This is a genomic window from Bradyrhizobium sp. A5, from assembly GCF_042076515.1.
GTDB lineage: Bacteria > Pseudomonadota > Alphaproteobacteria > Rhizobiales > Xanthobacteraceae > Bradyrhizobium > Bradyrhizobium cosmicum.
This window is the reverse complement of record NZ_CP148990.1, coordinates 7,001,684-7,020,291: the sequence shown is the minus strand read 5'-3', so window position 1 is coordinate 7,020,291 and position 18,608 is coordinate 7,001,684. Positions and strand designations below refer to the sequence as shown.

Here is an 18,608-nt window from a genome sequence, read left to right as displayed (position 1 = left end):
CCCGCTCGCTACGGCGCGATTTGGAAGCGCGCTCGCGAGCGGCCTGTTGGATGGAAGGCGGTCGTCCCTCAAATTGATGGTGTTTAACGGAGTCGGGCAAGCCCGCTCCAAGCATCATGAGGGACGACCGTGTACCACTATGCAGGAATTGACGTGTCTTTGGAATGCTCGAGCGTTTGCCTGGTGGATGGAGCGGGCAAGATTTTGCGCGAGACGAAGGTTTTGAGCGAGCCGGAGGCTCTGATCGGGTGGTTCGGGTCGCTGGGGCTGACGTGCGAGCGGATCGGTCTGGAGGCAGGTCCGTTGTCGCAATGGCTGTACGCGGCGATGCGGGATGCAGGACTTGCGGTCGAGCTCTTGGAGACGCGGCACGTGCGCGATGCCTTCAAGGCAATGCCGGTGAAGTCAGACCGCAACGATGCGCGCGGGATCGCCCAGCTGATGCGGCTGGGCTGGTTCCGGCCGGTGCACTGCAAATCCGTTGCATCGCAGGAGACGCGGGCCATTCTGACGGCCCGCAAGCTGCTGCAGTCGAAGCTGCAGGATGTCGAGAACAGTCTGCGCGGCGTGCTGCGGGGCTTCGGCCTGAAGGTCGGTAAGACCACCGAGCGCACCTTCGCCGAACGTATCCGGGAACTCGTCGCCGGTCACCCCGGACTTGAGCTGGTCGCCAAGGCGCTCCTCCAGGCCCATGCCGTGCTACTCCAGGAGTTCAAGAGCCTGGACAGGCACACCCAGAAGCTCGCCAGAGCGCAGCCCTCCGCCAAGCTCCTGATGACGACGCCTTCCGTCGGTCCGATCGTGGCGCTCACCTATGCTGCGGCGATCGACGATCCGAAGCGCTTCCGTTCCTCGAAGGCCACTGGCGCACACTTTGGTCTGACCCCAAGGAAATACCAATCAGGAGAAACCGACTATACCGGCCGCATCAGCAAGATCGGCGACGCCTCCGTACGCGAGGCGCTCTACCAGGCGGCTCACGTCATGCTGACCAAGCCGCTGAAGAATTGTTCGGCGCTCAAGAGCTGGGCCATGCGGATCGCCAATCGGGCCGGCATGCGCAAGGCCAAGGTCGCCCTGGCACGCAAGCTTGCCGTCATCCTGCATCGCATGCTCGCCGATGCCAAACCCTTCAACCCCGAGGTCAAAAACAAGGCCAAGGTCATCGCCATGGCCGCAACTTAAACAAGGAAGCATCAATCGGTTCTGGGGGAGTCACGACATCAGGCTCTCCCTGAGCGAGGTCCCTAGCCGGGACGATGGATCCGGTCAGGCCGCCATCCGGGAAGTGGGTCATAACCACGCTTCCGTAGATTGGCCGGCCGGCTCCTCAAATGCACCCCATCAGGCGACGGCCTTCGCGCCGATCCCGTACAGAAGCAAGTGCCCGGCAACAGGATCGCGCAAAAAGGGATTGACTAACCAGGGCCCGTTACAGAAGCCCGGATGGAGCGCAACGCAATCCGGGACAGTCATCGTGAGGTGACGAGCACCCGGATTTCACTTCGCTCCATTCGGGCTACTCTGTCGTCGAGAAGTCAGTGCCTGAAGTGCCGCGTGCCCGTGAACACCATGGCGATGCCGTGCTCGTCGGCGGCCTTGATCACCTCGTCGTCGCGCATCGAGCCGCCGGGCTGCACCACGGCGGTGGCGCCGGCTTCGATACAGGCGAGCATGCCGTCGGCGAACGGGAAGAACGCGTCCGAAGCCACCACCGAGCCCTTGGTCAGCGGCTCGGCAAGCTTCAGCTCGGCCGCCGCATCCTGGGCCTTGCGCGCCGCGATCCGGGCTGAATCCACCCGGCTCATCTGGCCCGCGCCGATGCCGACGGTGGCGAGATCCTTGGCATAGATGATCGTGTTGGACTTGACGTGCTTGGCCACGCGGAAGGCGAATTTGAGGTCGCGCATCTCGGCTTCGGTCGGCGCACGCTTGGTCACGACCTTGAACGTCATGTCGTCGACCACGGCGTTGTCACGGCTCTGCACCAGCAGGCCGCCGGCCACCGTCTTGGCGGTGAGGCCCGGCGCGCGCGGATCAGGCAGGCTGCCGGCGAGGAGCAGGCGCAGATTCTTCTTCCCACCAATGATGGCGATGGCTTCCTCGCTGGCGTCGGGCGCGATGATCACCTCGGTGAAGATCTTCGTGATCTCGCGCGCGGTGTCGGCATCCAGCGCACGGTTCATCGCGATGATGCCGCCGAACGCGGATGTGGAATCGCAGGCCAGCGCCTTGCGATAGGCATCGACGAGGTTCGAGCCTTCGGCGACGCCGCAGGGATTGGCGTGCTTGACGATGACGCAGGCCGCGGTGCGCCTGGTGTCGAACTCGCCGATGCATTCGTAGGCCGCATCGGTGTCGTTGATGTTGTTGTAGGAGAGCTCCTTGCCTTGCAGTTGCCGTGCGGTGGAGACGCCCGGGCGCTTGTCGGGCGTCGCATAGAACGCCGCGGTCTGGTGCGGGTTCTCGCCATAGCGCAGCGACTGGATCAGCCTGCCGCCGAAGGCACGGAAATCGGGCGCGTCGATCTCGAGCTGGCGATTGAACCAGTTCGAGATCGCGGCATCATAGGCCGCCGTGCGCGCATAGGCCTTTGCGGCAAGGCGGCGGCGCAGCTTCAGCGTCGTTGCGCCGTTGTTGGCGGCGAGCTCGTCGAGCACGGCCTGATAGTCCTGCGCCTCAACCACGACCGCAACGTCGTCATGATTCTTCGCGGCGGCGCGGATCATCGCGGGGCCGCCGATGTCGATGTTCTCGATGCAATCCTCGAAGCCGGCGCCTTTATCGACCGTGGCCTCGAACGGATAGAGATTGACGACGAGGAGATCGATCGGCGCGATGCCGTGCGTCTTCATCGCTTCCGCATGCTCCTTGTTGTCGCGCATCGCGAGCAGGCCGCCATGCACTTTCGGATGCAGCGTCTTGACGCGGCCGTCCATCATCTCGGGGAAGCCGGTGAGGTCGGAGACGTCCTTCACCTTCAAGCCTGCGGCGGCGATCGCCTTGGCAGTGCCGCCGGTCGAGACCAACTCGACATCATGCGCGGCAAGCGCCTTGGCGAATTCGATCAGGCCAGTCTTGTCGGAAACAGAAAGCAAGGCACGGGTGACGCGGCGGGGATGGTCAGTCATGAGCAAGATCCTCTGTCTTAAGGAGTGTCTATGCCCAGGCGCGCGGCGGATATGTGTCGCGCTTCCCGATGGTGCTCCATCCAAGGTCGCCAGTCGCGCGAACGAGGGCTCGATAGCAGCTTTTGGCCGTTTTCACAACGACGAGATGAGGCCGAATCGAGCGCGTCTACAGCGGAAGTTCCGGCTCACGACGGGCGTTGCGGCGGGCGTTGGTGACGGTCGGCGACGCGGTGGAGCGGACAAAGCTCCAGCGGATCGAGGGCGCCTGGCGGGCATCCTGCCGGATCACGATCTGCGCGGTGCGGCGCGGCCCGTCGTTACCGGCCAGGAACACGCTGTCCTCGAGATCGACCTTGTCGTCGAGCGCCTCGAAGGTCCAGACGTCGCGGTTCGGCAGCACCAGCATGACGCCGCGCGCATCCGACAGCCGGCTCGCCTTCACCGCGGGATGCAGATGGAAGCGCAGCGCGAAATCGGCGTCCGCGCCCTTGAAACGTCCGCCCTGAGGCGGCGACAGCGTATCCTCGCCGTCGATCCGCGCGCCGTCATTGGCGATCATCAGCACGCGGCGATGGATTGCGCCGAACTTGGCGAGATAACCGTCATGCGACGTCGTGAGCAGCGTGCCGTCCTGCACGATCTCGCGATAGCTCTCGACCTCGACCGGGCCGCTGGTGACCGGCGAGCCGTGCAACAGGCGCTTCATCGCCGACATCTCGACGAACTGGCATGAGGACGTCTCGTGATAGGTCAGCGTCGAATGCGCCGCGGTGCCGCGCGCGAACGGCCGCCAATTGTCGCGGCCGGTGGTGGGCATGCCGCAATTGGTGACGATGCGGCTGATGCCGGAGGACAGTTCGAACGACAGGCAGCCGGCATGGGCGTCGTGGCTGACGCCTGCCGGCGGCGGTGGGCCCGTGTCGATGATCAGGGTGGTCTGGCCGGCATCGAGGCGCTGGAAACCGGTATGCGGCATGTTCGCCATCGGCGCGCCGTGGGTGTCGTCATAGGCGAGCAGCGTCGCGAGCAGGTCCGACGGTGTCGCGCTCATGCCGTTGAACAGCGCGAAATTGCCGTCGCCGTGGCGGAAGAAGCGCAGCATCGGCATCATGCGGTCGATCGCATTGAGCAGCGCCGGCGGCGGCGCGATGTTGCGTGCGGCAAAGGTCTGCCGCAGCGGCAGCAGGTCGATCAGGAGCTCGATCAGCGCGCCGGGATTGCGGGATATGTGTCCGCCGTCGGGCAGGATCTGCCGCTGCAACTCGTCCGAAAGTTTTTTCGACGTGCTGCGGATCTGGCCCGCCTGGTTGGCGAGGCACAGTGAGGCATAGCACAGCGCGATCAGAACCTGCAGCTTCGGCACACCATCGGGAATGTCGACCATGGTGTAGCGCAGGAAGCGGATCTCGCGCGCGAGCGCACGCAGATAGCGACGGTAGAATTTGTTGTCGGTGTCGTTGAGCACCAATGGTGCCTGCGACAGCAGCGAGATCACGCGCCGTGCCAGCACGTCGGCGCGCCGCGCGACGGCGCGGCGTTTGTTGCTCGGATTGGCGATCCAGTCCTCGACCAGCGCGCGCGCATTGGCGCGCGTCAGCGCGGTGTCGGCGGCACGCAAATGGCGAAGCCAGCCGAAGCCGAGCAGCGCGACTTCCCAGTCCTCCGAAGGCGGTTCGAGCTCGAAGATCGAGCGGCCGTGGCAATTGACGATCTTGCCGGCGAAGACGAACCGGCCGGCATAGATCTCGGCGGCCCGCGTCGCATCCGCGGTGCGCAAATCGTGCGGCGCGATGATCAGCCTGTCCGTGCGTCCCGGCCAGACCCGCGACAGCGCAACAGAACCGCCGCTCGCGCGCGCGAGCATGTTCCGCGCGAAGCGGTTCATCACCAGCGTCGAGATACGTCTGCGTTGAGCGACCGACACGCCTTGCCTTGAAGGGGGGAGAGGATTAACGACGAATCCTTATTAATCCCAAAATCGGACGGCTGACACCACCTTGAAAGGGTACGAATCAGCGCCGCCGCAAAAACCGGTGCAAAATCAGGATTTAACGAGCCGGGCCGCGTAGAATCCGTCGAGTCCGCCGAGCTTGGGATCTGCGTTCGGCAGGTGGCTGGGCAGGGTGCGCAGGTCGCCGTCAGCGGTGATGATCTCGCCGAGCCCGGACACCTCGGAAGCGTCGATCGGGACGCGGCGCAGGCCAGGCTCCGCTTGCAGCAGCGTGGCGATCGCCTGCTCACCCTCTTCGGGTTCCAGCGAACACGTGCAATAGACCAGCGTGCCGCCGGGCCTGAGCAGCGAGACGGATTTCTTGAGCAGACGCTGCTGGAGCACGGTCAAGGGGGCGATGTCGGATTCCTGCCGCAGCCATGCGACGTCGGGATGTCGTCGGATCGTGCCGGTCGAGGTGCAGGGCGCGTCGATCAGGACGCCGTCAAAACCTTCAGCCGGGCCGGCCCAGTCCACGGCGTCAGCGACGACGGTCTCGGCCTGGAGCGACAACCGCGCCAGATTCTCGCGCAGACGTGCCACCCGGGCAGGTGAGCGGTCGAGCGCCGTGACGTTCGCGCCGGCCAGCGCCAGTTGCGCGGTCTTGCCGCCGGGCGCGGCGCAGAGATCGGCAATGGACTTGCCCTTGATGTCGCCGAACAGCCGCGCCGGCAGCGCGGCGGCGGCGTCCTGCACCCACCATTGTCCTTCGGCAAAGCCCGGCAGCACCGTCACCGAGCCGTGCAGCAGCATCCGCACCGTTCCGGTCGGCAGCATCTCGCCGTGCAGGCGGCTCGCCCACTGCGCGGCGTCGGATTTCACGGTGAGATCGAGCGATGGCTCGTGGCCGAGCGCCAGTGCCATGTCCCTTGCGGTCGCCTCGCCGTAATGCGCGCTCCAGCGCGCGAGCAGCCAGGGCGGCAGGTCTAGCGATTGCGCGGCGACTTCATCCACCAGCGCCTTGCCCTCGCGCGCGCAGCGGCGCAGCACGGCATTGACGAGGCCGGCATAGCGCGCGGCGCGCCGGTCGGATTGCACGAGGCGGACGGAGAGATCGACGGCGGCGTGATCGGGCACGTCCATCCAGAGAATCTGCGCAGCGCCGATCAGGAGCGCACTCTGCGCGCGCGGCGCGTCGGAGGGAACGCCCTTGTCGAGCAGGCGGGACAGCACATGGCCGAGCGTGCCGAGCCGGCGCAGCACCGTCGCGACCAGGCGCCGCATCAGCGCGCGGTCGCGGTCGGCCAGCGTCTTCAGTCCGGGATGAGCGCCGCTGCCGTCGAGCTGGTCGTCGAGCGTGCGGTGCTTGTGCAGCACGCCGTCGACGATGTCAGCAGCAATCCGCCGCGCCGCGAGACCGGGCACTTCGGACGGAGGAGCGAAACGTTGAGATGGCATGCGGCTTAAGGTTCTTAGCGAGCGGCAGTTCCGCCGAGGGGGCGCATGCCTTAACAAACCAGCTGTGACACGCGAATATGCCAAATGTAAGAATGGCCTGCCGCGTTTACATCCCGTCGGGACCATTTCAGCAATGCGTTATTGGACGTCGCAGGCATTCCGATCCTGCGCTAGGAACCCGGACGATGAGTGACGAGCCCTCCGTTCCCGATCGCAAGCAGCTCCCGCCAGCCGCCCAGCGCGCGCTGGCCGAAGCCGAGGCGCGCCGGCAGGCCGCGGCGGCGCATGCCGAAGCGGCACCGAAGGAATTACAGGGACCGAAGGGCCCCGAACCTACGCGCTATGGCGACTGGGAACGCAAGGGCATCGCCTCGGACTTTTGAGGCACCGGCTCTCGCTACCCTTGCCGGCCCGGCCGACTCAGCCCTAGCGTGCGCGGATGTCGCGTTTCGACCCCAGCCATCCCTATCGGCCGTCCTATAGTGGTTCGCCATTCGGCCGCCACTTCGCGGGACTGTTGCCGTGGATGTTCGTGGTCGGCGTCATTGTGGCGATCGTGCTGGTCTTCCGGCACGGGGCCAGCTGGCCCATTCCGTATGCCAATGACGGACAATCGCGCGATGCCGAGATCATCCTGCAGCAGTCCGGCGGCTCCGACATGCGTCACCCGGTCGATGTCGTCCGCACCATCGATGGCGACACCTTCCTCGCGCGTGTGCACCAGCGCGACGGCCGCGACCTGGTCGCGCGTGTCAGGCTGCGGGGCATCGATGCGCCCGAGATGAAGGCATCCTGCCAGGATGAGCTGGACAAGGCCGAAGCCGCCAGCGACGCGCTGCGCAACCTGCTCGGCCAGGGCGGCGTCACGATCTTCAATCTTGGCCAGGACAAATACGGTCGCGTTCTCGCCGACGTTGCGACCAAACGCACCGCCAATGTCTCGGCGGCGCTGCTCGCGGGCGGTCATGTGCGCAGCTACAATGGCGGTCATCGCGACGGCTGGTGCGCGCGGGGCTGGCGCTTCTGGTGACAAAAAAGCCGCGGCGTCGGACGCGGCCTTTGCAACTCCATGCTGATGTTGGCGATCAGCGCGTCACGACCACCGTCGTGCCGACGGAAACGCGGCTATAGAGATCGGTAATGTCGTCGTTGAGCATGCGGATGCAGCCGTAGGAGACGAAGCCGCCGATCGAGCCCGGCACGTTGGTGCCGTGGATCGCATATTCGCCGCCCTCCAGCGTCATCGCCGCAACGCCCATCGGGTTATGCGGCGAGCCGCCGGGAATGACGTCGGGGATGCTCGGCTTGTCGCGCTTCACCTCGGCGGGCGGCGCCCACGCCGGGTTGCGATATTTGCCGTCGATGCGGGTGGTCCCGGCCCACTGTTTGCCGGACTTGCCGACGCCGACCGGATAGCGCACCGCGTGGCCGTCATCGAGGATGAGATAAAGCCGCCGCTCGTTGGTTTTCACCACGATGGTGCCCGGCGAATAATCGGCCAGGTGCGCACCCACCATTTCCGGCCGCGCCTGCGCCGCCGTCGACATCAAGATCCCGGCCCCGATGGTGGCGGCAAGCGCCACTGCAATCCTCATCGACATCAATTTTCCCCTGCCCGAGCGGATCGTCCAAGAATTATGCAGAACCCCCGGCAATCGCCGGCTCGCCAAGACATATTCTTAACCGCGCCTGTTAACCGGATGGTTTCCACACACGGCCGCAAGGGCCAGCCAGCAGGGGGAACAAAGGAAATGTTCGAAATAAAGTAAATGACCTGAAAACAACACTCGGCGGGAAAGGTGCGGCCGTAGCCGCCTGCGTCCTGACAAGAGCGTGAGGGTGTGAACGGCCGTTGTTTCAGGGGGCCTCTGAAGCCCGATCTCGTGTCCCGGACAAGGCGCGGCACGAAGCGACGCGGCGCAGAGCCGGGACCCTGTTCTTTGCGCGTGGAGAGTTGGGCCCCGGCTCTGCAGCGCACCGCGAAGTGCGCGCTGCGCTGCGTCCGGGGCACGAAGCCTTGGCTTACGCCGACTTCTTGTTCTGCCGGTTCTTGACGAGATCATCGACGACGCCGGGATCGGCCAAAGTCGAGGTGTCCCCGAGGCTGCCCGGCTCGTCCTCGGCGATCTTGCGCAGGATGCGGCGCATGATCTTGCCGGAGCGAGTTTTGGGCAGGCTGGGCGCGAACTGGATCTGGTCGGGCGAGGCGATCGGTCCGATCTCCTTGCGCACCCAGCTGACGAGTTCCTTGCGCAGATCGTCGGTCGGCTCGACCCCGGACATCAGGGTGACATAGGCGTAGATGCCCTGGCCCTTGATGTCGTGCGGGAAGCCGACCACGGCGGCTTCCGACACCTTCTCATGCGCGACCAGCGCGCTCTCGACTTCGGCGGTGCCCATGCGATGGCCGGAGACGTTGATGACGTCGTCGACGCGGCCGGTGATCCAGTAATAGCCGTCGGCGTCGCGCCGGCAGCCGTCGCCGGTGAAATACTTGCCCGGGTATGTCGAGAAGTAGGTCTGCTCGAAGCGGGCGTGATCACCATAGACCGTGCGCATCTGGCCCGGCCAGGAACGCGTGAGGCAGAGATTTCCGGTGGTCGCGCCTTCCAGCGTCTTGCCGTCGGCATCGACGATCTCGGGCGCCACGCCGAAGAACGGCTGCGTCGCCGAGCCCGGCTTGAGCCTGGTTGCGCCCGGCAGCGGCGTAATCAGGATGCCGCCGGTCTCGGTCTGCCACCAGGTGTCGACGATCGGGCAGCGGTCATCGCCGACGACGCGGTGATACCACTCCCACGCTTCGGGATTGATGGGTTCGCCGACCGAGCCGAGCAAACGCAAGCTCGCGCGCGAGGTCTTCTTCACGGGTTCGTCGCCGCTCTGCATCAGCGCGCGGATCGCCGTCGGTGCGGTGTAGAAGATGTTGACCTTGTGCTTGTCGATGACGTTCCAGAACCGCGAATTATCCGGGTAATTCGGCACACCTTCGAACATCAGCGTGGTCGCGCCGTTGGCGAGCGGTCCGTAGAGAATGTAGCTGTGGCCGGTGACCCAGCCGACGTCGGCGGTGCACCAGTAGATGTCGCCGTCGTGATAGTCGAAGACGTATTGATGCGTCATCGACGCGAACACGAGATAGCCGCCGGAGGTATGCAGCACTCCCTTGGGCTGGCCGGTCGAGCCCGAAGTGTAGAGGATGAACAGCGGATCCTCGGCGTGCATGTGCTCGGCCGGGCATTCCGTCGTCACCATCGCCGCGGCGTCGTGATACCAGAGGTCGCGGGTCGGGTTCATGTCGACCTTGCCGCCGGTGCGCTTGACCACGACGACCCAGTCAACGCCGTCGGCCTTGGCGAGCGCCGCGTCGACATTGGCCTTCAGCGGCACTTTCTTGCCGCCGCGCAGGCCTTCGTCCGCCGTGATGATGATCTTGGATTGGCAGTCGTTGATGCGCTGGGCGAGGCTGTCGGGCGAGAAGCCCGCGAACACCACGGAATGGATCGCGCCGATCCGCGCGCAGGCCAGCATCGCGTAGGCCGCTTCCGGAATCATCGGCAGGTAGATGGTGACGCGGTCGCCCTTCTTGACGTTGCGGGTGCGCAGGATGTTGGCCATCCGGCAGACTTCGTCGTGCAATTCCTGATAGGTGATGTGCTTGGACTGCGAGGGATCGTCGCCTTCCCAGATGATCGCGGTCTGGTTGGCGCGCTTGTGCAGATGCCGGTCGATGCAGTTATGGGCGACGTTGAGGATGCCGTCCTCGAACCATTTGATCGAGATGTTGCCGGGCGCGAAGGAGACGTTCTCGATCTTGGTCGGCGCGTGCATCCAGTCGATCCGCTTGGCCTGCTCGGCCCAGAACGCGTTCGGGTCCGAGATCGAGCGCGCGTACATGTCCTTGTACTTGGCCTGGTCGACCCAGGCCCGCTTGGCCCATTCCGCGGGGACGTCGTAGATCTTCTCGGACATATCTTCCCTCCACCTGCGGCAAGCCGGGGCACAGGCCGCCGGCGAGCCGACTTGATCGTTGAACCGATTATGCGTCGGGCTAACCGCACCCGACAAGGAGCACAAGCTGGACCTTCGGCGGGCGGTCGGCCATGCGGAGGATCAAGGCCACCGGGCGACTGTCGCTGATCTGAAATAGCCTCAGGGGAAGGCCTCGGGGTCTTTATCCAGATCCTGGGGAATGGCCTGCGCAGGGAGCCCATGCGCCGCAGACGGTATTTAGAAACCGCCCGTCACTGATTCGGGACTCGCAATGCCGTTCGGAACACCCTAAGTGGCTAACCCGGGTCCCAAGAGACGGTCCAAGGGCTCCTTGGAACAAACATCAGAACAGCGGCATTGACCGGTAACAGACAGGGCTAAGGCTTAAGACCATGATGGATCAGCAGAATCTCGGGACTTTACGGCCCGCTTCGGCCGATCCTGCTGCTGCCGCGCTGGCCAAAGCCCTCGGACAATGGCCGAAACCGGCCGGTTCCAGCCGTCCCAGCCCGAAAAAGGTCTTCGATACGGCGCCCGCGGCCACGGTCGAGGCGATCGCCAAGGAACTGGGCCTGCGGCTCGGCGACCAGAACGAGCTGACCATCCGCCGCATCAAGCGCGGCAAGGGCTATTCCTTCGTTCGCGGCAATGGCGCCCACATCCGTGACGCCCGCACCATCCGCCGCCTGCACGCCATGGCGGTGCCGCCGGCCTATCGCGAGGTGCGCTACTCGGCCGATCCGAGCACCCATCTGCAGGCCGTGGGACGCGATGCCGCGGGCCGGCTGCAATATCGTTATCACGCCGACTGGGAGAAGGTCCGCGAGCACCGCAAGGCGCATCGCCTCGAAAAGCTTGTCGGCGCGCTGCCAAAAATCCGGCGCAAGGTTTCTGCGTTCCTGTCGGGCGAGGAGCCGACCCGCGAGTTCGCGCTCTCGGCCGTGATCGAGCTGATCGCGCGCACGGCGATCCGTCCCGGCAATGAATCCTATGCCCGCCTCAACGGCACCCGCGGCGCGACCACGCTGCTGAAGTCCAACGTCACGCTCGAAGACGATTGCTTCGTGCTGACCTTCAAGGCGAAGGGCGGCAAGGCGGTGCGGAAAGAATGCGACGCCGCCAAGCTGGTGCGCGCCATCGGCATTCTGCAGGGCGTTCCCGGCAAGCGCATGTTCCAATACCGCGACGCCTACGGCATCGTGCGCGCGGTCAGCACCACGCAGGTGAACGCGTTCCTGCGCGAGATCGCCGGCATCAAGATTTCACTAAAGGATTTCCGCACCCTGATGGCCTCCGCCGTCGTCGTCGAATCGCTGTCGCGGATCACGCCGGCGACCAGCCAGCGCGGCCGCAAGAAGCAGGTGCTGGATGCGATCCGCGCCGCCGCCGACAAGCTCTCCAACACGCCGGCGATTTGCCGCAAGAGCTACGTTCACGACACCATCGTCACCGCCTTCGAGGACGGCATCCTCGAGCGTTTTGCGGCGACCATGAAGGGCCAGCGTTCGCAGGCGAGGCGCGAGCAGCTGTTGCAGCAGGTGGTCGCGACCGCGGCGGTGTAAGCGGGCTTTGGTAAACTAAACCCCGCCCATTTTGCAGACGAGCTTCCACTCCTCCGCCGTCACCGGCTGCACCGACAGGCGCGAATATTTCACCAGTGCCATGTCGGCGAGCTTCTTCTCGGCCTTGATCGCGGCCATCGTCACCGGCGTCTTCAAGGGCTTGTCGGCCTTGATGTCGACGCAGACGAATTTCTCGGTCTTGTCGGTCGGGTCGAGGTAGGCTTCCTTGATGATCTCGGCGATGCCGACGATCTCCTTGCCCTCGTTGGAATGATAGAAGAACGCCTTGTCGCCCTTCTTCATGTTCACGAGGTTGATACGCGCGGTGTAATTGCGCACGCCGGTCCAGGCTTCGCCCTTGGCGCCCTTCGCCACCTGCTGGTCCCAGGACCACACCGACGGTTCGGATTTCACCAGCCAGTACGCCATGTTCATTCCTCTGACTTGAACGGCCGCGTCAGCAGCCCCGAGATCGCGGCATCGATCGTGCTGCGGCCGCCCAGGATCGAAGCGACGGCTTCCGATACCGGCATCTCGATGTTGTGCGAAGCCGCGAGCTCGATCAGCACCGGCGCGGTGAATTCACCCTCGGCAAGCTTGCCGGCGGGCGGCTGCTCGCCACGGCCGAGTGCGAGCCCGAGTGCGAAATTGCGTGATTGCGGGCTCGCGCAGGTCAGGATCAGGTCGCCGAGACCGGACAGCCCGGTGAGTGTCTCGCTGCGCGCACCCAGCGCGCGGCCGAGCCGCGTCAGCTCGGCGAAGCCGCGAGTCGTGAGTGCGGCCTGGGCGGAGGCGCCGAGCTTGCGCCCGACGGCGATGCCGACCGCGATTGCCAGCACGTTCTTGGCGGCGCCGCCGATCTCGACGCCGCGGATGTCGGTCGAGTGATATGGCCGGAACGTCGGCGAGCCCAGCGCCTGCACCAGGCCACTTGCGAGCGCTTCGTCCTGCGCCGCCAGCGTCACCGCCGTTGGCAATCCGCGCGCGACGTCGTCGGCAAAGCTGGGGCCCGACAGGATCGCCGGCTGCGCATGCGGCGCGGCTTCGGCGATCACGTCGGTCATGAATTTGTGGGTGCCGTGCTCGATGCCCTTGGCGCAGGCGACGATCGGCACCGGCTTTGCCAGATGCGAGGCCAGCATGTTGACCGCGCCGCGCAGATGCTGCGCCGGCGTCGCGATCAGCAACATGTCCGCGCGCGCGGCTTCCGCGAGCTGGTGCGTGATGATGATCTCCGGCGCCAGCCGAACGCCAGGCAGCCGTGGATTATCGCGGGTCGATGCGATCCGCGTCGCATGCTCCGCATTGCGCGCCCACAGCGTCACGCTCCGCCCGGCGCGCGCCGCCACCGTCGCCAGCGCCGTGCCCCAGGCACCCGCCCCGATCACCCCGACCGAGTCGAACGCAGCCATCTTCAATATCCCGCCCGCGTTTTGCCGTAGCCTGCCGGCGCGGTGGCGTTCGCGTCGAGCAGCCAGCGCGCGCGGGGCTGCGCTTCCATCGTATCGGTCAGGCCGAGTGCGAGGCGTTCGGCACCGGCCCAGGCGATCATCGCGCCGTTGTCGGTGCAGAGCGCGGGCGGCGGCATGATCAGTTGCGTCCCGGCTTGCCGCGCCACGTCATGCAGCGCGCCACGAATCGCCTGATTGGCGGCGACGCCGCCGGCCGCCACCAGCGCATGCGGTGCACCGAACCGTTCGCGGAAAAGCCTCAAGCCAACCCGCAGCCGGTCGGCGGTGGAGTCCAGCACGGCAGCCTGGAAGCTTGCGCAGAGGTCGCTGATGTCCTGCGGTGTGATCTCGGCGAGCCGGCTCGCTTCGTTGCGCACCGCCGTCTTCAATCCCGACAGCGAGAAGTTGGCATCGGGGCGCCCCTGCATCGGCCGTGGCAATGCAAAGCGCGTGGCATCGCCGCCGGCCGCGGCGCTTTCGACCTGCGGACCGCCGGGATATGGAAGGCCCAGCATCTTCGCGACCTTGTCGAAGGCCTCGCCGATGGCGTCGTCGACGGTGGTGCCGAGTCGCACATACTGGCCGACGCCGGTGACCGCGACGATCTGGGTATGGCCGCCCGAGGCGAGGAACAGGCAGTAGGGAAATTCAACCCCGTCGGTCAGGCGCGGCGTCAGCGCGTGCGCTTCGAGATGGTTCACCGCGACCAGCGGCGTGTCATGAACCATCGCGATCGCCTTCGCGGTGGTGAGCCCGACGATGACGCCGCCGATGAGCCCCGGCCCCGCGGCCGCCGCGACGCCATCAAGCTGGGCGAAGCCGATGCCGGCCTCGCGCATCGCGCGGTCGATGATGCCGTCGAGCAGGTCGACATGCGCGCGTGCGGCGATCTCGGGTACGACGCCGCCGAAGCGGGCGTGCTCTTCGACCTGCGACCGAACGATGTTGGACAGGATCTTGCCGCTGCCGTCAGGCGCGCGCTCGATCACGGCCGCGGCGGTCTCGTCGCAGGTGGTCTCGATGCCCAGTACCAGCATTGGCGAATTGTTATCCAATTTGCGCCTTGCGCTCATCCATAAAGCAGAGTTCTGGTACGTCCGGTAGCATTCCGGGGTCGGTTTGCGCAATCGTCACGCGCATCCATCCTCGTCAATGCGTCACCGCCACTTGGTTTCCGGAACATCTGCGATGTCCATTCTTGTCACACGGCCGCATCCCGACAACGAGGCGACGGCGGAGAATCTGCGCGCGCGGGGGCATGTGGTGCTGCTCGCGCCGGTGCTCAAGTTCGAGCCGGTCGCCTTCCATGACGAGAGCGAAGCGAACTACAGCGCCATCATCGTCACATCGGGCAATGCGATCCGGGCCGTCGCGCCGCAATTGCAGGACCCTGGCTTGACGAACCTTGGGCTGCTGAAGCTGCCGCTGTTCGCGGTCGGCGAGCATACGGCTGCCGCGGCGCGCGCCGCCGGCTTTGCCGAGGTGATCGTCGCGGCCGGCGATGCCGCAGCCTTGCGCGACAGAGTGATGCAGAGCGCGCGCGACAAGGTACTGAAGAAGAAAAGCACGCTGCTGTATCTGGCGGGTGCTGATCTGTCGCGCGATCTCGGCGCGGAACTTGGCGCCGAAGGATTCAACGTGGTGACGCAGACGACCTATCGCATGGCTCCGGTCACGGTGCTGCCGCGCGAGGTTTGCGACGGCTTTGCCACCCATGGGATCGAGGCGGTGCTGCATTACTCCCGGCGCAGCGCGCGCGCCTTCCTGGATGCCGCGCGGGACGAAGGCGTCGAAATCTCGGCGCTGGCGATTCCGCAATGCTGCCTGTCCGAGACGGTCGCCAGCGTGCTGCGCGATGCCGGCGCGTCACAGGTTCTGGTGGCCGCGAGCCCGGACGAAAATGCCCTGTTTGATGCCTTGGAGCGTGCTTTGCGCACCCGTTTGGCGTAAGAGGTCGGGCCGAATCCGACGCAATCGGGTCCGTTTAGGGCATGTAAGTGTGAGGAACCGTCACGATGGCCGACGACAAGCCTGAAGACGCAGGATTGGCTCCCGAATCCGGCCGCGCCAAGCGCACGCCGCCCACCATCGAGCTTGAGGCGACCGAAGTCTCCACCCAGCCGCGGGAGGTGGCGGGCGAGCCCGAGGCTCAACCGCCGCCCGAGCAGGTCGCGCATGAGCAGGTTGGTGCCGACGAAGCCAAGCCTGACCTGGCCAAGCCTGACCAGCAGCCCGATCACGCCGAGGCGGCGGCCGCCGCTGCACCCGCGTCCGCGCCGGTGTCACCATGGGTCATCGCCCCATTCGCCGGAGCGGCCGGAGCTGCGATCGTGATCGCGGTCGGCTGGATGCTGGGCTGGCCTGCCGTGCAGGCGCCGCCCGCCGCGCCGCAGGTGACGAGCGCGACGGTGGACGCGCTGGGTGGGCGCGTGGCCGCGATCGAAACCAGAATTGGCAAGCCCGCGGCGGATCCGGCCATGGTGGCGCGGATCGACGCGCTGGAAAAATTGGCCGGCGCGTTGCGCGGCGACGTCGCCAATCTGCGGGCGCAATCCGACAAGACCGCGAGCGCGTTGAACGATGCGAAATCCGCGCCGCGCGATGTTGCAGCATCTTCCGATCTCGCCAATCGCGTCGCGCAGCTCGAGCGCGCCAGCAAGACCGAACGCGCCGAGCTCGCACAACAGGGCGAGAAGATGGACGACAAGCCACTGCGGCATGTGGTGGCGGCGGCCCTGCTCGACGTTGCCGTTCGCCATGGCGACCCCTATCAGTCGCAGCTGTCCGCGGCGCGGTCGTTGGCGAGCAAGCCCGATGCGCTGAAGCCGCTCGACGGCTTCGCATCGTCAGGCATCCCGACGCCGGTCGCGCTGAGCCGCGAGCTGCTCAACATCGTGCCAAAACTCTCTCCGCCGCCGGAAGCTCCCGCCGCCGGCGCCGGCATCGTCGAGCGTCTCCAGGCAGGAGCTTCGAAACTCGTCCGCATCGAGCGTACCGATGGGGTCGGCAACGACCGCGGCGCCATCGTCGCGCGGGTGACGGCCGCGGCGCTGCGCAATGACTTCGTCGAAGCGCGGCGCGAGCTCAAGACGTTGCCCGAGGCCGATCGCGCGCCGGCGCAGGCCTGGCTCGACAAGGCCGATGCCCGCGATGCGGCGCTCGCCGCGTCCCGCAAATTCGCCGACGATGCCATGGCGGATCTCGTCAAGCCCGCTCAATAAAGGTTCGCGCAACAATCTGCGCGTATAGGGATCGTCATGCTTCGCATCGTCCTCTTCCTCGTTCTGATCGCGCTGGCAGGCGCCGGCGCGGCCTGGATTGCCGATCAGCCCGGCGATCTCGTCCTCACCGCGGGCGGCTTCCGCGCCTCGACGACACTTCCCAGGTTCGTGTTCCTGCTCGGCCTCTTTGCCGCGGCCGTCGTGCTGGCCTGGAGCATCCTGACGACGCTCTGGCGCACGCCGGGCCGTCTGCGCCGCCGTCGTCATGAGAAGCGCCACGCGCGCGGGCGCCACGCCATCACCCACGGCCTGCTTGCAATCGGTCATGGCGATACCGCGCTCGCCCGCCGGCACGCCGACACCGCGCGGCGGCTTGCCGGAAACGATCCGCTCGCGCTGCTGCTGCATGCGCAGTCCGCTCAGCTCGAAGGCAATCGCGACGAGGCACAGCGCGCCTTCCGCGCCATGGCCGAGCGCGAAGATACCCGCCTGCTCGGTTTGCGCGGTCTGTTCATCGAGGCGCAGCGCGCCGACGATGCGGTCGGCGCGGTGATGATCGCCGAAGAAGCGATCAGGCTGTCGCCGTCCTCGACCTGGGCCTCGCATGCGGTGCTCGGCTTCCGCTGCGCGCGCGGCGACTGGAGCGGCGCGCTCGCGATCCTCGATTCGAACCTGTCCGCGGGCCTGATCGACAAGCAGGCCTATCGCCGCCAGCGCGGCGTGCTGCTCACCGCACGGGCGCTGGAGCTCGAGACCATGGACCGCGACGTCGCGCGCGAGAGCGTGATGGAGGCGATCAAGCTGGCACCGACCCTGGTGCCGGCCGCGGTGCTCGCGGCAAAATTCGAGAGCGAGGCGCATCAGGTGCGCCGCGCGATGAAGCTGGTCGAGGCTGCATGGCTGGCCAATCCGCATCCCGATCTCGCGGATGCCTATGCGCATGTGAAGCTCGGCGATTCCGCGCGGCAGCGCTTGCAGCGGGTCGAGACGCTTGCCGCCAAGACGCCGGCCGACAAGGCCGGCCATGTCGAGGGCCAGCTCGCGATCGCGCGCGCGGCGATCGATGCCTCCGAGTTCGACCGCGCGCGAGCGGCGCTGGCGCCTTACGTCAACGATCCGACCCAGCGCGTTGCGCTTTTGATGGCCGAGATCGAGCGCACCGAGCATGGCGATGGTGGCCGCGCCCGCGCCTGGACCTTGCGGGCCGTGCGCGCCCGCCATGATCCGGCCTGGACCGCGGACGGCTATGTCAGCGATCGCTGGCGTCCGGTCTCGCCGGTCACCGGCCGGCTCGATGCTTTCCAGTGGCAGACGCCGGTCGCCAGCCTGCCCTCGGACAGGGGTACGACGATCGAATCCTCGGCGTTCGAGGAAGCCATGCTGGCAGCCCCGCCGCCCAAGCGGGTGACGGCATCACCGAGCGAAAGCCCGGTGGAACCTGCTCCAGCTGCGCCGATCCCTGCCGCACAGGACAATTCGCCTGCGGCCGCGCTGGAAGAGCCGGCGGTCACGCCCGCCGAGCCAGTCGATCCGGTCCCCGCGCCAGCCGAATCAGCGCCCGTGGCGGCAACCCCTGTGTTCCGGACCCGCACCGACCTCGGCAAGCCAGCGCCCGCCCCGATCCCCGCCGTCGTCCCGATCGTTCGCGCTCCGGATGATCCCGGGATCGATGACGAGGGCCCGAGCGACGAATTTACGGAACAAATCGGCACGCCCAAAGCCCAGGCCGGCGGCTGGCGCGGATTCTGGTCCCGCTGGGGGGCGTGAGGCGCATTTCGCGCCCCGCTTGTCCTTGCCAATTCGGGCCATGCCCGATATCAGAAGCGCGCGTATCGGGGCCGGCATCGCCCGGGCCCCGGCAGGGT

Annotated in this window: 15 protein-coding genes and 1 riboswitch; of the genes, 7 read left to right on the top strand and 8 right to left on the bottom strand. The window is 66.4% G+C overall.

What is annotated here, in order from left to right; all coding sequences use genetic code 11:
• The first annotated feature begins 129 nt into the window (after nt 1–129).
• Nucleotides 130–1,185, top strand: coding sequence for an IS110 family transposase (locus WHZ77_RS33210; RefSeq protein WP_375309069.1), 1,056 nt, complete (start codon nt 130–132; stop codon nt 1,183–1,185).
• Between the two features lie 353 nt (nt 1,186–1,538).
• On the opposite strand, the gene purH is transcribed toward WHZ77_RS33210, so the two are convergent.
• From purH to WHZ77_RS33195, 3 genes are all read right to left on the bottom strand, one after another.
• Nucleotides 1,539–3,131 carry a bifunctional phosphoribosylaminoimidazolecarboxamide formyltransferase/IMP cyclohydrolase gene (gene purH, locus WHZ77_RS33205; RefSeq protein WP_375311773.1) on the bottom strand — a complete coding sequence of 531 codons (1,593 nt, stop codon included), beginning with the start codon at nt 3,129–3,131 and terminating at the stop codon, nt 1,539–1,541.
• A gap of 25 nt (nt 3,132–3,156) precedes the next feature.
• Nucleotides 3,157–3,238: riboswitch (ZMP/ZTP riboswitch) on the bottom strand.
• A 59-nt stretch (nt 3,239–3,297) separates the two neighbouring features.
• Nucleotides 3,298–5,016, bottom strand: coding sequence for a heparinase II/III family protein (locus tag WHZ77_RS33200; protein WP_375314865.1), 1,719 nt, complete (start codon nt 5,014–5,016; stop codon nt 3,298–3,300).
• Between the two features lie 156 nt (nt 5,017–5,172).
• A complete protein-coding gene (locus WHZ77_RS33195; protein WP_375311772.1) occupies nt 5,173–6,519 on the bottom strand; it encodes an RsmB/NOP family class I SAM-dependent RNA methyltransferase in 1,347 nt (448 codons plus the stop codon).
• 185 nt (nt 6,520–6,704) lie between these two features.
• On the opposite strand from WHZ77_RS33195, the gene WHZ77_RS33190 reads away from it, so the two are divergent.
• Together WHZ77_RS33190 and WHZ77_RS33185 are read left to right on the top strand one after the other, a co-directional pair.
• Entirely contained in the window at nt 6,705–6,902 is a 198-nt protein-coding gene (locus tag WHZ77_RS33190) for a DUF1674 domain-containing protein (RefSeq protein WP_014438893.1), read from the top strand.
• A gap of 56 nt (nt 6,903–6,958) precedes the next feature.
• Entirely contained in the window at nt 6,959–7,549 is a 591-nt protein-coding gene (locus tag WHZ77_RS33185) for a thermonuclease family protein (protein WP_375311771.1), read from the top strand.
• A 55-nt stretch (nt 7,550–7,604) separates the two neighbouring features.
• Here the strand turns inward: WHZ77_RS33185 and WHZ77_RS33180 are convergent, their stop codons facing one another.
• Entirely contained in the window at nt 7,605–8,120 is a 516-nt protein-coding gene (locus tag WHZ77_RS33180) for a L,D-transpeptidase (protein WP_375311770.1), read from the bottom strand.
• Nucleotides 8,121–8,541: 421 nt separating this feature from the next.
• The gene (gene acs / locus WHZ77_RS33175) at nt 8,542–10,488 is read right to left on the bottom strand and encodes an acetate--CoA ligase (RefSeq protein ID WP_375311769.1); all 1,947 of its coding nucleotides are present in this window, start codon (nt 10,486–10,488) and stop codon (nt 8,542–8,544) included.
• 413 nt (nt 10,489–10,901) lie between these two features.
• On the opposite strand from acs, the gene WHZ77_RS33170 reads away from it, so the two are divergent.
• Complete coding sequence (locus WHZ77_RS33170) at nt 10,902–12,071, top strand: DNA topoisomerase IB (protein WP_375311768.1); 1,170 nt, start codon at nt 10,902–10,904, stop codon at nt 12,069–12,071.
• Nucleotides 12,072–12,086: 15 nt separating this feature from the next.
• On the opposite strand, the gene WHZ77_RS33165 is transcribed toward WHZ77_RS33170, so the two are convergent.
• From WHZ77_RS33165 to tsaD, 3 genes are read right to left on the bottom strand one after another with little or no spacing between them, the layout of a single operon-like run.
• A complete protein-coding gene (locus WHZ77_RS33165) occupies nt 12,087–12,500 on the bottom strand; it encodes an EVE domain-containing protein (protein ID WP_375311767.1) in 414 nt (137 codons plus the stop codon).
• Nucleotides 12,501–12,502: 2 nt separating this feature from the next.
• Nucleotides 12,503–13,483, bottom strand: a complete 981-nt coding sequence (locus WHZ77_RS33160; RefSeq protein ID WP_375311766.1) for an NAD(P)H-dependent glycerol-3-phosphate dehydrogenase — start codon at nt 13,481–13,483, stop codon at nt 12,503–12,505.
• A 2-nt stretch (nt 13,484–13,485) separates the two neighbouring features.
• Nucleotides 13,486–14,559, bottom strand: a complete 1,074-nt coding sequence (tsaD, locus tag WHZ77_RS33155) for a tRNA (adenosine(37)-N6)-threonylcarbamoyltransferase complex transferase subunit TsaD (protein ID WP_375311765.1) — start codon at nt 14,557–14,559, stop codon at nt 13,486–13,488.
• 151 nt (nt 14,560–14,710) lie between these two features.
• On the opposite strand from tsaD, the gene WHZ77_RS33150 reads away from it, so the two are divergent.
• The 3 genes from WHZ77_RS33150 (at nt 14,711) to WHZ77_RS33140 (ending at nt 18,510) form a co-directional block, all read left to right on the top strand.
• On the top strand, nt 14,711–15,472 hold the full coding sequence (locus WHZ77_RS33150) for a uroporphyrinogen-III synthase (protein WP_375311764.1): 762 nt from the start codon (nt 14,711–14,713) through the stop codon (nt 15,470–15,472).
• Between the two features lie 65 nt (nt 15,473–15,537).
• Nucleotides 15,538–16,743, top strand: a complete 1,206-nt coding sequence (locus tag WHZ77_RS33145; protein ID WP_375311763.1) for a COG4223 family protein — start codon at nt 15,538–15,540, stop codon at nt 16,741–16,743.
• A gap of 36 nt (nt 16,744–16,779) precedes the next feature.
• A complete protein-coding gene (locus WHZ77_RS33140) occupies nt 16,780–18,510 on the top strand; it encodes a heme biosynthesis HemY N-terminal domain-containing protein (RefSeq protein ID WP_375311762.1) in 1,731 nt (576 codons plus the stop codon).
• The last annotated feature ends 98 nt before the right edge of the window (nt 18,511–18,608 follow it).

Coding starts and splice junctions, on each gene's coding strand:
- WHZ77_RS33165 (WP_375311767.1), bottom strand. CDS start 12,500: ATGGCGTACTGGCTGGTGAAATCCGAACCGTCGGTGTGGTCCTGGGAC.
- WHZ77_RS33190 (WP_014438893.1), top strand. CDS start 6,705: ATGAGTGACGAGCCCTCCGTTCCCGATCGCAAGCAGCTCCCGCCAGCC.
- WHZ77_RS33145 (WP_375311763.1), top strand. CDS start 15,538: ATGGCCGACGACAAGCCTGAAGACGCAGGATTGGCTCCCGAATCCGGC.
- WHZ77_RS33160 (WP_375311766.1), bottom strand. CDS start 13,483: ATGGCTGCGTTCGACTCGGTCGGGGTGATCGGGGCGGGTGCCTGGGGC.
- WHZ77_RS33185 (WP_375311771.1), top strand. CDS start 6,959: ATGTCGCGTTTCGACCCCAGCCATCCCTATCGGCCGTCCTATAGTGGT.
- WHZ77_RS33150 (WP_375311764.1), top strand. CDS start 14,711: ATGTCCATTCTTGTCACACGGCCGCATCCCGACAACGAGGCGACGGCG.
- WHZ77_RS33170 (WP_375311768.1), top strand. CDS start 10,902: ATGATGGATCAGCAGAATCTCGGGACTTTACGGCCCGCTTCGGCCGAT.
- WHZ77_RS33195 (WP_375311772.1), bottom strand. CDS start 6,519: ATGCCATCTCAACGTTTCGCTCCTCCGTCCGAAGTGCCCGGTCTCGCG.
- tsaD (WP_375311765.1), bottom strand. CDS start 14,559: ATGCTGGTACTGGGCATCGAGACCACCTGCGACGAGACCGCCGCGGCC.
- WHZ77_RS33180 (WP_375311770.1), bottom strand. CDS start 8,120: ATGTCGATGAGGATTGCAGTGGCGCTTGCCGCCACCATCGGGGCCGGG.
- acs (WP_375311769.1), bottom strand. CDS start 10,488: ATGTCCGAGAAGATCTACGACGTCCCCGCGGAATGGGCCAAGCGGGCC.
- purH (WP_375311773.1), bottom strand. CDS start 3,131: ATGACTGACCATCCCCGCCGCGTCACCCGTGCCTTGCTTTCTGTTTCC.
- WHZ77_RS33200 (WP_375314865.1), bottom strand. CDS start 5,016: ATGAACCGCTTCGCGCGGAACATGCTCGCGCGCGCGAGCGGCGGTTCT.
- WHZ77_RS33140 (WP_375311762.1), top strand. CDS start 16,780: ATGCTTCGCATCGTCCTCTTCCTCGTTCTGATCGCGCTGGCAGGCGCC.